This window comes from Comamonas testosteroni, assembly GCF_000761245.1.
Taxonomy (GTDB): Bacteria; Pseudomonadota; Gammaproteobacteria; order Burkholderiales; family Burkholderiaceae_C; genus Comamonas; species Comamonas testosteroni_C.
In genome coordinates this window covers 276,837-290,442 of sequence record NZ_AWOR01000046.1, presented here as the reverse complement: position 1 = coordinate 290,442, position 13,606 = coordinate 276,837, and the positions used below count along the sequence as shown (strand labels likewise).

The 13,606-nt window shown below is 56.6% G+C and carries 13 protein-coding genes; 10 read left to right on the top strand and 3 right to left on the bottom strand.

The genetic code is table 11. The annotated features are described in order from the left end of the window. Positions 1-2: 2 nt before the first annotated feature. Positions 3-467, bottom strand: coding sequence for a (2Fe-2S)-binding protein (locus tag P353_RS12670; protein WP_034369714.1), 465 nt, complete (start codon positions 465-467; stop codon positions 3-5). 150 nt (positions 468-617) lie between these two features. Between P353_RS12670 and P353_RS12665 the strand changes: the two genes are divergently transcribed. Next, positions 618-1,556 carry a LysR family transcriptional regulator gene (locus P353_RS12665; RefSeq protein ID WP_034369712.1) on the top strand — a complete coding sequence of 313 codons (939 nt, stop codon included), beginning with the start codon at positions 618-620 and terminating at the stop codon, positions 1,554-1,556. 361 nt (positions 1,557-1,917) lie between these two features. Here P353_RS12665 and P353_RS12660 read toward each other — a convergent pair whose 3' ends face one another. Then, a complete protein-coding gene (locus tag P353_RS12660; RefSeq protein ID WP_034369710.1) occupies positions 1,918-2,889 on the bottom strand; it encodes a Bug family tripartite tricarboxylate transporter substrate binding protein in 972 nt (323 codons plus the stop codon). Positions 2,890-2,969: 80 nt separating this feature from the next. Then, positions 2,970-3,743 carry a 3'(2'),5'-bisphosphate nucleotidase CysQ gene (cysQ, locus tag P353_RS12655; RefSeq protein ID WP_034369707.1) on the bottom strand — a complete coding sequence of 258 codons (774 nt, stop codon included), beginning with the start codon at positions 3,741-3,743 and terminating at the stop codon, positions 2,970-2,972. Between the two features lie 117 nt (positions 3,744-3,860). Between cysQ and cysD the strand changes: the two genes are divergently transcribed. The 9 genes from cysD to P353_RS12610 all read left to right on the top strand — a co-directional run bounded on the left by cysD (position 3,861) and on the right by P353_RS12610 (position 13,124). Further along, the gene (gene cysD, locus P353_RS30260) at positions 3,861-5,780 is read left to right on the top strand and encodes a sulfate adenylyltransferase subunit CysD (RefSeq protein WP_420093383.1); all 1,920 of its coding nucleotides are present in this window, start codon (positions 3,861-3,863) and stop codon (positions 5,778-5,780) included. After that, on the top strand, positions 5,780-7,693 hold the full coding sequence (cysN, locus tag P353_RS12645) for a sulfate adenylyltransferase subunit CysN (RefSeq protein ID WP_034369705.1): 1,914 nt from the start codon (positions 5,780-5,782) through the stop codon (positions 7,691-7,693). The genes cysD and cysN overlap by 1 nt, the downstream gene beginning before the upstream one ends. Positions 7,694-7,806: 113 nt before the next feature. Beyond that, positions 7,807-8,916, top strand: coding sequence for a DUF1214 domain-containing protein (locus tag P353_RS12640; protein ID WP_034369999.1), 1,110 nt, complete (start codon positions 7,807-7,809; stop codon positions 8,914-8,916). Continuing rightward, positions 8,913-10,100 (top strand): sulfotransferase family protein, encoded by a 1,188-nt coding sequence (locus P353_RS12635; protein ID WP_034369703.1) that lies wholly within the window; start codon positions 8,913-8,915, stop codon positions 10,098-10,100. The genes P353_RS12640 and P353_RS12635 overlap by 4 nt, the downstream gene beginning before the upstream one ends. Positions 10,101-10,111: 11 nt before the next feature. Then, positions 10,112-10,834: a hypothetical protein gene (locus tag P353_RS12630; protein WP_034369701.1), complete on the top strand. Its 723-nt coding sequence runs from the start codon at positions 10,112-10,114 to the stop codon at positions 10,832-10,834. Positions 10,835-10,862: 28 nt separating this feature from the next. Beyond that, on the top strand, positions 10,863-11,318 hold the full coding sequence (locus P353_RS12625) for a nuclear transport factor 2 family protein (protein ID WP_034369699.1): 456 nt from the start codon (positions 10,863-10,865) through the stop codon (positions 11,316-11,318). A 13-nt stretch (positions 11,319-11,331) separates the two neighbouring features. Beyond that, a complete protein-coding gene (locus tag P353_RS12620) occupies positions 11,332-11,811 on the top strand; it encodes an SRPBCC domain-containing protein (protein ID WP_034369697.1) in 480 nt (159 codons plus the stop codon). 35 nt (positions 11,812-11,846) lie between these two features. After that, positions 11,847-12,641: an SDR family oxidoreductase gene (locus tag P353_RS12615; protein ID WP_034369695.1), complete on the top strand. Its 795-nt coding sequence runs from the start codon at positions 11,847-11,849 to the stop codon at positions 12,639-12,641. An 18-nt stretch (positions 12,642-12,659) separates the two neighbouring features. Next, complete coding sequence (locus P353_RS12610) at positions 12,660-13,124, top strand: nuclear transport factor 2 family protein (RefSeq protein ID WP_034369693.1); 465 nt, start codon at positions 12,660-12,662, stop codon at positions 13,122-13,124. Positions 13,125-13,606 lie beyond the last annotated feature (482 nt).

Sequence of the window (13,606 nt, the reverse complement as noted above, 5' to 3'; positions counted from 1 at the left end):
TCTTAGGCCGACAGGTTCTTGGCGGCATCGTGGATGGCTGCACGGATGCGTGCATAGGTTCCGCAGCGGCAGATATTGCCAGCCATGGCTGCATCGATATCTGCATCGCTGGGTTGGCGATTGCTTTTGAGCAGCGCCGTTGCGCTCATGATTTGCCCACTTTGGCAATAGCCGCATTGCGCCACATCGTTGCGAACCCACGCATCCTCGACAGCCTTGCCCACCTTGTCGGCAGCCTGCGCTTCGATGGTGTCGATTTTTTGCCCTTGCGCCGCCGATATGGGCGTAATGCAAGAACGGATGGCCTGGCCATTCAGATGCACAGTGCATGCTCCACACATGGCCATGCCGCAACCAAATTTGGTCCCTGTCATACCCAGCGTGTCACGCAGGGTCCAAAGAATGGGTGTTGAAGAGTCCACATCGGCCGATGCAGGCTTGCCGTTGAGAGTGAATTTGACAGGCATGGGGAGTGCTTTCTTATTTGCTTTTCAACACAGGAGCCGCCGCACGAGCACATGCATCGCGCGAAGCAGAGGCAGTGTGCGCCAGGCAATGCAAAAGAAAAAGCCAAGCAATCTATTTAAGTTATTAACTTTTACTTAAAAATAGAAGGCATGAAGCCCGAAATACTCGCCTATCTGGCTGCCTTTGAGCAGGTAGCTCAGCATCGCAGTCTGACCTACGCCGCCCACGCCATCGGGGTCACACCGGCCGCACTGTCCCAGACGATCAAGAAACTAGAAACCCGTCTGGATGTACGCCTGTTCGATCGAACAACGCGCAGCCTCAACCTGACAGAAGCCGGAAGAATCTATCTGGAGCGCATTTCCCCTGCTCTCGCCGACCTGCGCGAAGCGACCGAGGATCTTCAGCTCCAAGCTGGCGTCGAAGGCGGCACGCTGCGCCTCACCATCTCCCATCCTGCTGGCCAGGTGCTCGTCGAGCCCATGCTGGCCGAGTTCTTTGCACTGCATCCGCACATTCACGTCGAGCTGGTCTATGACGACGGCTTTGTGGACATCGTGCGAGAAGGATTTGACGTCGGCATACGCAATGGAGAGTCGCTGGAGGGCGATATGGTTGCCGTGCCACTCACACAGGATCTGACCATGTGTTTCGGTGCATCGCCTGCTTACCTCAGAACGCACGGCACACCCGAGCACCCCGATGAGCTGGAGCAGCACCTATGCATCAACTACCGCATGAGCAGCAGCGGTGCAGTCTACAAGTGGGAATTCAATATCGACGGCAAACTGAGCGAGCGCTCCGTGAGCGGGCCACTGACAGTCAACCATAGCGACACGGCCATGCGCGCGGCCCTGGATGGTATCGGCGTGATTACCGGCTGGCGCGAATCCATGACCGACGCATTCAACACAGGCCAGTTGGTTGAAGTACTGAAACCCTATTGGGCCAGCTTCCCGGGCTTTTATGCCTATTACCCACACCGCACACACCTGCCTCTCAAGACCCGGATATTTCTTGATTTTCTGGTCCAGCATGTGCAGCGCAATGGCTTGTCCGAAACAGCCCGCGGGCAGATGAGACCCTGACCACGGCTTCTTCTGGTGTATTTCTCAATCAGTGACTTCTCGTCATCTATACGTTTAAGTCCCATGTCCCATCACCGGATATTCTTCAAAGGATGGAAATCCCCCTGCGGTAGCTTGACAACGATAGTTGCTGCTCACGCCCGCCTCGCGAGCTACCGGTCAACGCCAGGTTTCTGGCAAACAGGCGACAATGAATGTCAGTTCCAACCCGACTATATTTGGCTGAAGTCCTCTATCACAGCTCAGGAACATGCACTGCAGACCCCATGCTGCCGTTCAAGCCAAGCAAGAGCAGATCCTGCGCGGCGATTTCTACATCAAATGATCTAGCTAAATCCGAGCTCCAAACAGATTCATGAGATCAATATAAAAAGCCGCTTTTCCTAAAGAAACTTCGGTAGCGCTGATCTTCGGCCATCAAAAATGGTCCGAATTGTTTGTAGTCCTTGTACGCAACTTCAAAACCTGAATTTTCTAGTTGATCCACAAAATCTGTGTCTTTGATCACCTTGTTGATCTCGGTGGATAGATACAGAGCCAGTTCGGATGTTGCTCCCTTGGGAAGGAAGATACCTTGCCAGTATTCGAAGCTGACGCCTTGGAGTCCCTTCTCCTGAAACGTGGGGATATCGGAAAAACGCTTCGACCTTTGAGCCGATGCAATCCCCAATGCGTGCATCTTTTGGCTTTGAAGATGGGAGGCTATGGGAGCAAGCCCCGCAAAGAGTAAATCCACTTGTTTGCCCATCAGGCTTGCAGTTGCAGAAGCGGCTCCCCCGTATGGAACATGCAATAGCTCCACACCCAGGGCTTTGCCCAAGCTCTCGCCCACCAGATGCTGCAAGCTGCCAATTCCCGAGGATGCGAAACTCAAGCCACGGGCATTTTTTTGTGCTGCGGTTGCGATATCACCCAGTTGATGTATTGCGGAGTCGCCACGCGTGGCAAGAACAATAGGAGCAGAGGAAATTTTGGCGACCGGCACCATGTCAGCGACCTCGCCCGAGTCCCGACTTCTGGTGTAAATGGGATTGATGAAAATTTCGGCAGGCGACGCCAAGAGCAACGTATTCCCATCGGGCCTGGATTTCGCAACATAGTTCGCGGCGATGGCTCCACCTGCCCCCACTCTGTTTTCCACATAGACTGAACGCTGCAATCGCGCCGAGAGCTGGGTTGCGAACGCGCGCGCCAAGGTATCCATAGCACCGCCGGCTTCGAATCCGACAACGATTTTGACGGGTTGGCGAGACGCAGCCTTGTCGGCACAGGCTGCACTCATCAGCAGCCCGCAAAGCAGGCAAGCTCGAATTAGCGTCACGGCAAAGTTCATCTATCGTCAAACACAGAGGTGGTGAGTGCCCGCACTCAGGGCATTCAGGGCGGGAGGCAATGCTGTGCGAAAGCTTTAAATCAGCGGTAATCTGACGAGCATGCATAGAAATGAGGATTACTCAAATCTCGCTTGCCGTAGCTCAGAACATCTCCATTGAGCGCATGAATCTGGCCGCCTGCAGCGGCCAGCACCGCATGACCCGCAGCGATATCCCACTCCATGGTTCGCCCCAAGCGTGGATAGAGGTCAGCCTCTCCCTGTGCAATCAGACAAATCTTGAGCGATGAGCCCGCACTTTTGAGTGAGCGCACCAAGCGCCCATTGAGAAACTGATCAAGCGCATCAGCATCGCCGTGCGAACGACTGGCCACCACATCAAGGCCATCCTCCGGGATGCTTCTGCATTCAATGGCTTGGCGCTTTCCCTGCATCTCCAGCCATGCGCCAAGTCCTATGGCTCCAGAGTACATGCGATCCAGCGCTGGAGCGAAAACGACGCCCAGCACAGGGTCTCCATTTTCGATCAGCGCGATATTGACTGTGAACTCGCCATTGCGGTTGATGAATTCCTTGGTGCCATCAAGAGGATCCACCAGCCAGAAGCACTGCCCCATCTCAGGTACATATCCCGCGGCAGCGGCTTCCTCGGAAACGATGGGAAATTGCGACTGCAAGGCACCCAGGCGCTCAAGAATCAGGCGCTCGGCCTTTTCGTCGGCTTCTGTCACGGGCGATGCATCCTGCTTGCCGCGTACCTCAAAGTCGCAGCGATAGATCTTCATGATTAAAGCACCCGCTTCGCGGGTGATGGCCATTACGTCTTCAAGCAGTGCACTTCGAGTCTGAGTCACAAAAATCTCCTGTTTTGTTATTCATGTGGTCCGTTTGGCCTATGCGCCGATCAGAGGACAGACCGACAGTAAATGCGTCCGGATCTTCGCAAATAAGCGAGTGAATGTTTAACAGGAATGAGCATGGCTGTTGGTAAGAAACTCAGTGTCCAGGAAATCAATCCACTGCGAATTCAAGCCGTGAAACTGCGGCTTGAAGGCAAAACACTCAAAGAAGTCGGTAAGGCGACGGGCCTGTCCACACCAACCATCATTGCCGCCCACAAAGCCTGGCAGGAAGGGGGATGGAACGCCGTCCCTGTGCGCGAGCGAGGCCGCAAACCTGGCGAAGGCCGCTCCTTGTCGGCCATACAGGAGCAGGACATCTATGTGCAACTGGTCAGCACCCAGCCCGCCGACCATGGCCTGCCTTTTTTGCTGTGGCAGCTAGAAGCCATGCAGCAGCTGATCTTGCAGCGCCAGCAGCTTGACTTGCCCGAGCGCACCAACGCCCAGTACCTGCAGCGCTGGAACCTGAATGCCGACCGCCCTGCCAAGCGCATGAAGCAGGCATCCAGCAATGTGCAGCGCTGGTATGCCACTACTTATCTGGATATTTGCGAGCAGGCCCGAAAAGAGAGCGCCAGCATTGTCTGGATCGATGATTTTGGTGCCCATAACAACTGCCCCGGACGCCTGAGGCATGGCATCTTGCGTGCTGTCAACAACCGCGGCAAGGTGTATTGGCAACCGTATGAAGGCAGCCTGTGCGCCGCGCATCTGGAAGATTTCTTTGATCGCCTCAGGTGCTCCAGTGAGGGCAAGATCTTTGCCCTGCTTGCCGCCATGCAGTGGCAGCGCGCGGCCACTTTTTCATCGCTTGCCAGCGACAGCCACGACCGGCTTCGCCTGTTTCATCTGCCTGCTGCCACAGAGATGCTCATCCAGTCGAACGAATTGGCCAGCAGCATCTTGAAGACTGCGCAAGACGTATCGCTGGTGCCGAAGAACACCAATGCCAGAACCCCAACGTCACCGAAGCTGGATGCTATGACGAGCATGACGCAGCAACTTCTAAAACATCAATTCGCGCAAAGATTTGATTTAACGGACTCCTACAGTTGGCAGCACCCAAAACAAAAAACCAAGGAGAAATCTGTGGTGCTGACTCATTTGCAAAGGCTGGAAGCCGAAAGCATTCAGGCCATGCGCGAGGTTGTTGCCGAGGCAGAAAACCCCGTCATGCTCTACTCCATCGGCAAGGACAGTGCGGTCATGCTGCACCTGGCGATGAAGGCGTTCTACCCCGCCAAGCCGCCCTTCCCCTTGCTGCATGTGGACACGACCTGGAAGTTTCAGGACATGTACCGCTTTCGTGACCAGATGGCAGCCAAGCTGGGCATGGACCTGCTGGTCCACATCAACCCCGAAGGTCTTGAAATGGGCATCAGCCCGTTCAAGCATGGTTCGCAAATTCATACCGACGTCATGAAGACCGAGGGCCTGAAGCAAGCTCTCGACAAGTATGGCTTCGACGCCGCCTTTGGTGGCGCGCGCCGCGATGAAGAGAAGTCTCGCGCCAAGGAACGCATCTTTTCCTTCCGCTCGGACCAGCATCGCTGGGATCCCAAAAACCAGCGCCCGGAACTCTGGCATCTGTACAACACACGCAAGAACAAGGGCGAGTCGATCCGCGTGTTTCCGCTGTCCAACTGGACCGAGCTGGATATCTGGCAATACATCTATCTGGAAAACATTCCAATCGTCCCGCTGTACTTCTCGGCCCCGCGCCCTGTGGTGGAGCGCGACGGCACGCTGCTGATGGTCGATGACGAGCGCATGCCGCTCAAGAGTGGCGAAGTTCCCATGATGCGAAATGTTCGCTTTCGCACCCTGGGCTGCTACCCCCTGACGGGGGCCGTCGAATCCGACGCCAACAGCTTGCCCAAGATCATTCAGGAAATGCTGCTGACCCGTACTTCGGAACGACAGGGCCGGATGATCGACCACGACTCGGCCGCATCCATGGAAAAGAAGAAGCAAGAGGGGTATTTCTGATGTCACATGTATCTGCACTCATCTCTGAAGATATCGAGAAATACCTGAAGGCACACGAGCAAAAAAGCCTGCTGCGCTTCATCACCTGCGGCAGCGTGGATGACGGCAAGAGCACACTGATCGGACGCTTGCTGTACGAATCCAAGATGCTGTTTGAGGACCAGATGGAGGCACTGGTCGCGGACTCCAAGAAAGTCGGCACGCAAGGCGGCGAGCTGGACTTCGCGCTGCTCGTCGATGGTCTGGCCGCAGAGCGCGAGCAAGGCATCACCATCGATGTGGCCTACCGCTTCTTCTCTACCGACCAGCGTAAGTTCATCGTGGCCGACACGCCCGGCCATGAGCAGTACACCCGCAATATGGTCACTGGTGCTTCCACCGCCGATGTGGCCGTGGTGATGATCGATGCGCGCCGCGGTGTGCTGACGCAATCCAAGCGCCATAGCTATCTGGCATCGCTGATCGGCATCCGCAAAATCGTGCTGGCCGTCAACAAGATGGACTTGATGGGCTACTCCGAAAAAATCTTCAACGACATCGTGGCCGACTACCGCGAGTTCGCCAAGAAAATCAATCTGGAAGACATCACGGCCATCCCCATGTCGGCCTTGCGTGGTGACAACATCACCGAGCAGAGCGAGCACATGCCCTGGTACCGCGGCACCACGCTCATGGGCTATCTGGAGACGGTGGAGATCGACGAAGCGCGCCAGCAAAAACTGCCGTTTCGCATGCCTGTGCAATGGGTCAATCGCCCCAACCTCGACTTCCGCGGCTTTGCGGGCTGCATTGCCAGCGGCCAGATTCACCCCGGAGACAGCGTCCGCATCCTGCCTAGCGGGCGCGTGACCAAGGTTGCGCGCATCGTTACCCAGGATGGAGATCTGCAGCAGGCGGTTGCTGGCCAGTCCGTTACCCTGACGCTGGCCGACGAGGTGGACTGCAGCCGGGGAGATGTGATTGCGGTTGCGGATGCACCTTCCGATGTGGCCGATCAGTTCCAGGTCACGCTCATCTGGATGCATGAGCAGCCCATGCTCGGCGGTCGTCCCTATCTGATGAAGATCGGCGGCAAGACGATTCCCGTCACCTTCGCCGCCCCCAAATACAAGATCAATGTCAACACGCTGGAGCATCTGGCCGCCAAGGAACTGGCACTCAATGAAATCGGCGTCTGCAATCTGTCCAGCAGCCAGCCTATCGCTTTCGATGCCTATAAGGACAATCGCGAAACAGGCAGCTTCATCCTGATCGATCGCCTGAGCAATGCCACGGTGGGCGCGGGTCTGATCGACTACTCGCTGCGTCGCTCGCAGAACATTCATATGCAGCATATGAATGTGAACCAGGAAGCGCGTTCCGAACGCCTGCATCAAAAACCGGCCTTGCTATGGTTTACCGGTCTGTCGGGCGCTGGCAAATCCACCATTGCCAATCTGCTCGAAACCCGTCTGCATGCACGTGGCCGGCATACCTATCTGCTCGACGGCGACAACGTGCGCCACGGCCTCAATCGCGACCTTGGCTTCACCGATGCAGACCGCGTGGAGAACATTCGCCGCGTCGCTGAAGTGGGCAAGCTGTTTGTGGACGCCGGGCTGATTGCCATCACCGCCTTCATCTCGCCATTCCAGGCAGAACGCGAAATGGCGCGCAAGCTGGTGAGAGATGGCGAGTTCCTCGAAGTATTCATCGACACACCTCTTTCCGTTGCCGAAGAGCGTGACCCCAAGGGTCTCTACAAGAAAGTGCGCCGTGGCGAGCTGAAGAACTTCACGGGGATCGACTCTCCGTTTGAAGTGCCGGAGTCTCCGGACATTCATATATCCACCCCCGAGATGACTGCGCAAGAGGCGGTGGACAAGATCATCGCCGAACTGGTGGCCCGCGAAATCATCGCAGCGGAAGACTAAAGCAACTGGATGAACTGTGGCGTTGCCAGCCTTTGCAACGCCCCTCTTTCTTCTTTCACCCACCGCACACGACCACCACCTGGCAATGCGCGGCACACAAAGAAAGCCAGATCATGGATACCCAAACCATTAATGAACAACTGCTCAGCGGCGAAACCTGGTCGCAGTTCTGCGATCACCTCAAACGCTGCGGCCAGCAGATTCTGCGTCCCGAAACCCCTGCCGACCCCGCAACGCGGGCAGAAGGCTATCGCTATCTGACCCGACTGCTGCGCATCGCGCTGGAGATGCATGTGGAATTCGCCGACCCGGCGTTTCCCAGCTTCTTCAAGACCTCGCACGAAACCGCCAAGATTGGCGCGGACAATCCGGACAACATCTACGAATACTCGCGCCTCAACGGTTCCATGCAATACCGCATTCATGGCAACCGAGGCACAGTTTCGTACCTGAGCTTTTGCACGCAAAAAGGCGGCTATGAAACCGATGGCCGCATGGTCGTCACCGGGTTTATCGACGCCACACAGCTCAAGACTGATGAGAACGGCGACTTCGAACTCATCGTCAGCCGTGACCCGCAGCCGGGCAACTGGCTGCCCATGGAAGATGCCTCGGTGTCCTTGCTGGTGCGCCAAACCTTCATGGACCGCAAGATCGAAGTGCCCGCCAAGCTCGCCATCGAGCGCATTGGCACCACGGACACCCCCGGCCCGCTGGACCCCTTGGTGCTGGCGCAGTCGCTGCAGCGCGTGACATCCTTTGTTGAAAACACCGCAAAGCTTTTTGCTGATTGGGCACAAAGCTATCAACCCCATAGCAATCAGTTGCCGCCAGCCGATCAGGACTACTGCCAGTCCGTGGGCGGTGATCCCAATATTTTCTACTACCACTCGCATTGGGAACTGAGCGAGGACCAAGCCCTGGTCATTCATATCGACAAGGTGCCGGAATGCTCGTTCTGGAATCTGCAGATCAATAACTACTGGCTGGAGTCTTTGGACTACCGCTACCACCAGATCTGCATCAACAAGCATCAAGCGCAGTACGACGAGAGCGGCGGCGTCACTCTGGTGCTGAGTGAAAAGGACCCCGGCATTGCCAACTGGCTGCAGACAGCCGGTCTACGCCAGGGAACCATGTGCCTGCGCTGGGTTGGCGCCAAGGAGCAGTGCCACCCCACCACCAAAGTTATCCCGATAGACCAGTTGCTGGAGACTGTATGAATGCCCCTGTGACACCCCAAACTCTGCACGTCGAAGAACTGCTGCAAGCTGCACGTGAACGTACACCAGGCCTCAATGATTTTGGCAACGACAACTACCAGCAAGCACTGGAAGTTCTGACGCGAGCCTTGAACACCGAAGCCAAGCTGTCGGCAACTGGCAATGCCATGATGCGCGAGCGGCTCGTGGGTCAGTTGGTCAATCGCCTGCTCATGGAGGACTATCTCCGGCGCTTCCCAGAAATCTCGAAGATCGAGATCGAAGATCCGTTGGTTATCGTGGGCCTGCCGCGCACCGGCACCACCATGCTGCAGCGAACACTGGCCGTAGACCCGCGCTTTTACTCTGCTGCCTGGTGGGAGACCCGCTACCCGGCACCACTGACCGGTGAAGGCCCGCAGGACTGTGAAAAACGCATGGCCATGGCCAAGGCAGAGGTCGCTCAAACGATTGAGGCGATTCCCCAGATTCTGTCCATCCACCCCATGAGCGCCACGCTGTGCGACGAGGAATTCATGCTCATGGAGCATTCCTTTCTCTGCGCCATGGACGCTTACGCCGATGTGCCCAGCTACACCGCCTGGCTCGATCAGCAGGATCAGCGCCCCGTCTATACGCAGCTCAAGAAGATGCTGCAGTTTCTGCAATGGCAAAAGAGCCAGCGCGGCGAGGCGCAGGGCCAGCGCTGGCTGCTCAAAGCCCCGCAGCATCTGCACACGCTGGAAATTCTGCTGTCCGTCTTTCCCCTGGCTCAGGTCATTCTGACTCATCGCGAGCCAGCGCAGACCATCCCCTCCATGGCCAGCATGGCGCATACGCTGTGGCAGATCTACAGCGACCAGCCTGACCCAAGCTCTGCAGGCCGCCAGTGGAACAGCCGCATGGCGCGCGGTATTCACCACACCATGCAAGTGCGCGAGCAGCAGGACAGCCGGCGCTTTCTGGATATCCACTTCTCGGACACCGTGGCCAAGCCCATGGAGGTGCTGGAGGCTGTCTATCAGTTCGCCCAGATGCCCTTCACCGAGAAAGCCCGCACCGATGCGCAGCAATGGCTGTCTGGCAACGGCCGGGAAAAGCGTGCGGGTCATGACTACAGTCTGGAGACCTTTGGCCTGAGCGAGCAGCAGATGCAACGCGACTATGCGCTGTACCGATCCCGGCATCTGCCAACCCAAAGCTAAGAGGTGCTTTCATGGAAAAAATCATGTTCAGCCTGTGGCGCCCCGCACAGCATTCGGCAGAAAGTTGGTGCCAGTCGCTGATGGATTTGCAAAGTTCCTTGCAAGCCTGTGGTGCCTCGCGAATTCGTGTGATGGTTGTCGATGGCGCCATGGATAAGGCCGCAAGCCAGCGCATCACTTTCAGCAAACATCCTCTCGATGGAATGATCAGTCTGTGGCTGGACAGTGCATCCATGCTGGGCCCGGTGCAGGCGCTGATCGCGCAGCAGGTGGCAAGCCTGCATGCCTACCTGGTCTGCGAGTCCGAGCCTTACCCCGAAGAACGCAAGGCACGCATTGCGCGTTTTGATGCTGAAGTGCCGCTAGGCAAGCGCACACCTGGCATGTGCCAGGTGGCGCTGTTCAGAAAGCCGGTCGGCATGAACTTTGAAGAATGGATGGTTCACTGGCGTGAAGGCCATGGCAGCAATGCCTACCCGCTGCAGTCCATCTTCGGATACCGGCAAAACCTGGTCGTGCGACGCTTGACCAAGGACGCCCCGGAAGTCCACGCCATCGTCGAGGAGCAGTTTCCCGATATCGCGATTGGCAGTGCTCACGGCTTCTATGACACGCAAGGAGATGAAGACCTGCTGCGCCAGCGGCAGAAATACATGTCCGAATCTGTGACTCCCATCATGGATTTCAGCAGCCTCGATTGCATTCTCACCAGTTTCTATCAAGTCAGCGCTTGAGACTGACCCACCACCGGAGACAAAACACATGTTGGACCTGGAAGCCATTGAGTTGATCAAGCAACTCAAGGCGCGCTACTTTCGCGCCATCGACACCTGCAATCTGGAATTGCTGCAGGGCATGCTGACGCCAGACATCAAACTGGCCTTCAAAAGCCCGGCTTACGAATTCCATCTGGAAGGCCTGGACAAGGCGCTGGACTTCTACAAAACCTCCTTTACCAAGACCCGCCTGGCCATGCACAACGGCCACACGCCGGAGATCGAGGTCAAGGGAGAGGAAGCTACCGCGCTCTGGTATCTGAACTACGTCTTCATCAACCTCGAAGAGAAAACGCATATGCATGGCGGTGCGATCTATGAAGACCGTTATGTCAGGCGCGATGGCCGCTGGTGGATTGAAGAGACGGGCTACAAGACTTTGCTTGAAACCATGGAGCCGCTGAGCGAGCAGTTGCAGATCACCTCCAAGCCCATCAACTGAAGCGAGCACTCCAATGACCAAAGCTGCCAACCTCGTCACTTCCATCAAGGTCGAAATTAATGCGCCCGCCAGCGTGGTCTGGGAAGTGCTGGCCGATCTGGAGAACTACCGTCTCTGGAACCGCTTCTGCCCTGACATTCGCTGCAGCCTGCAGCTCTACGATCTGGTCGAGATGAAGACCCGCCACCCCCTGACCGGCGAGATCTGGCCGGTCAATGAATACCTGGTCGCGTTTGAGCCCGAACAACTGCTGTCCTGGGAGCAACGTCCGGTGCCCGAGAACAAGGACGCTGCGCGCCGCGATCAGTACATCGAAGCCATTGACGCCAACCGCTGCACCTACTACACGACAGACCAGTTCCTGGGACTGAACGCCGACACCATCATGCGCGAGCATGGGGCTTGGGTAAAGATCGCCTTTGACCAGGTCGCCGAGGATGTCAAGCACCGCGCGGAAGAGCTGCACTTTGCCCGCACCCGGGCTGCATTCTGAAGAACACCTAACCTAAAAAATCCAAGGAGACCCATATGCTTCTGAAAGACAAAGTCATCATCATCTCTGGCATCGGCCCCGGCATGGGCATCAAGCTCGCCCTGCGTGCGGCGGAATACCAGGCCAAGGCCGTGGTGCTGGCAGCCCGCACACAGTCCATGCTCGATGAGGCAGAGCAAGCGATTCGCGATGCCGGCCACTCCTGCGAGACGCTCAAAGTGTCCACCGATATCTCGCAGCCCGGGCAGTGCCAGCGGCTTGCAGAGCTGACCGTTGCCAAGTTCGGCCGCATCGATGCGCTGATCAACTCGGCCTATGCCCACGGGAGCTGGGGCTCTTCGAGCAACTCCTCCATGGATGACTGGCGCAAGGTCATGGAAGTCAATCTCTACGGCTCCATGAACATGACCCAGGCCGTGGTGCCGCAGATGAAAAAGCAAAAAGACGGCAGCATTGTGATGATCAACACCATGGCAACGCGCCGCCCCAATCAGCTCGAAGCCGGTTACGCCGTATCCAAAGGCGCGCTCAAGACCGCTGTGCAATATCTGGCAGAAGACCTTGGCCCCTTCGGCATCCGCGTCAACAGCACCTACAACGGCTGGATGTGGGGCGCACCAGTCAAAGGCTATTTCCAGGCGGAAGCCAAGCGCCAGGGCGTGCCCATGGAATCGTTGGTCGATGTGATTGCCCAGCAGATTCCCTTGCGCAACGAGATTCCCGACGATGCCGATTGCGCCTCTGCCGCGCTGTATCTGGCCAGCGACTATGCGCGCGTGGTGACCGGTGCCCAACTGGACGTCAGTGGCGGCCATTACCTGCCTCACTAAACTCCAGAGGAGAACAGCATGCAAACTCTCCTGGATATTGAAGAAATCAAACAGCTCAAGGCGCGCTACTTTCGCGGCATTGACACTTGCAATCTGGAGCTTTTGAAAACCGTTCTGGCCGATGATGTCCATATCCGTTTCGACAGCCCGACATACCAGTATGAGATCAATGGCATCGATGAAGCCATGAACTTCTACCGCAATGCCTTCACCCATCGGCGCTTTGGCATGCACAACGGGCATACACCGGAAATCAAGGTCAGCGGTGACATGGCCACCGGCATCTGGTATCTCAATGACCTGTTCATCAATCTGGATGAGCAGACCATACTCACCGGCAGTGCGCTGTACGAGGACTGCTATACCAGGGTCGCCGGTCAGTGGAGGGTGCAGCGCACGGGCTACAAGCGGCTGCTGGAGATGATTGAGCCTCTGAGCAGTGGTTGTCGCATCACATCGCAACCTATTACGAGCAGCTTATAAGTGACATTAAGACTGCTATTGGACTTTCTCTTAGCAGGTAGACATGCCTAGGGGCAGTTCAATGTAGGTTTAAGCAGGAGCAGAGCTCTGCTTCTGCATCCTTTTGCTCCTATAAAGCGCTTTTGTGGAGCGCTTTTTGGTTCGACGCACATCGTGCTCAGTACGGTGATGCTTTGAGCTGCACGAATCCAGGTTGAGCTCGCATGAGCCTCGTTATCGTTCCCTGCCTGGGCGAGACTGCGTTGCATTAAGCCACGGAGTCCACGATCTGCAGCAATTTCTTGTGCAGGCCTGGCTTTCTTCCACTGATTGCCATCATTGATTACGGCCGCACGATACCTCGACTACCTCTCTATAGCGGTCAGGTGATCCAGTGACGGTTTTCAAGCAAACGGCAGGCGGTGGCTATCGGTTTCAGGCCAGATGTCACTTCCCAACTTCAACGGATCAGTGCGAGATTGAGGTGCGAATCAAGTTTGCAG

What these genes read in the sequence shown, in the direction of transcription:
- P353_RS12625 (WP_034369699.1), top strand. Translation starts at nt 10,863, where the DNA reads ATGTTGGACCTGGAAGCCATTGAGTTGATCAAGCAACTCAAGGCGCGC.
- P353_RS12610 (WP_034369693.1), top strand. Translation starts at nt 12,660, where the DNA reads ATGCAAACTCTCCTGGATATTGAAGAAATCAAACAGCTCAAGGCGCGC.
- P353_RS12640 (WP_034369999.1), top strand. Translation starts at nt 7,807, where the DNA reads ATGGATACCCAAACCATTAATGAACAACTGCTCAGCGGCGAAACCTGG.
- P353_RS12615 (WP_034369695.1), top strand. Translation starts at nt 11,847, where the DNA reads ATGCTTCTGAAAGACAAAGTCATCATCATCTCTGGCATCGGCCCCGGC.
- P353_RS12665 (WP_034369712.1), top strand. Translation starts at nt 618, where the DNA reads ATGAAGCCCGAAATACTCGCCTATCTGGCTGCCTTTGAGCAGGTAGCT.
- cysD (WP_420093383.1), top strand. Translation starts at nt 3,861, where the DNA reads ATGAGCATGGCTGTTGGTAAGAAACTCAGTGTCCAGGAAATCAATCCA.
- P353_RS12660 (WP_034369710.1), bottom strand. Translation starts at nt 2,889, where the DNA reads ATGAACTTTGCCGTGACGCTAATTCGAGCTTGCCTGCTTTGCGGGCTG.
- P353_RS12670 (WP_034369714.1), bottom strand. Translation starts at nt 467, where the DNA reads ATGCCTGTCAAATTCACTCTCAACGGCAAGCCTGCATCGGCCGATGTG.
- P353_RS12635 (WP_034369703.1), top strand. Translation starts at nt 8,913, where the DNA reads ATGAATGCCCCTGTGACACCCCAAACTCTGCACGTCGAAGAACTGCTG.
- cysN (WP_034369705.1), top strand. Translation starts at nt 5,780, where the DNA reads ATGTCACATGTATCTGCACTCATCTCTGAAGATATCGAGAAATACCTG.
- P353_RS12620 (WP_034369697.1), top strand. Translation starts at nt 11,332, where the DNA reads ATGACCAAAGCTGCCAACCTCGTCACTTCCATCAAGGTCGAAATTAAT.
- P353_RS12630 (WP_034369701.1), top strand. Translation starts at nt 10,112, where the DNA reads ATGGAAAAAATCATGTTCAGCCTGTGGCGCCCCGCACAGCATTCGGCA.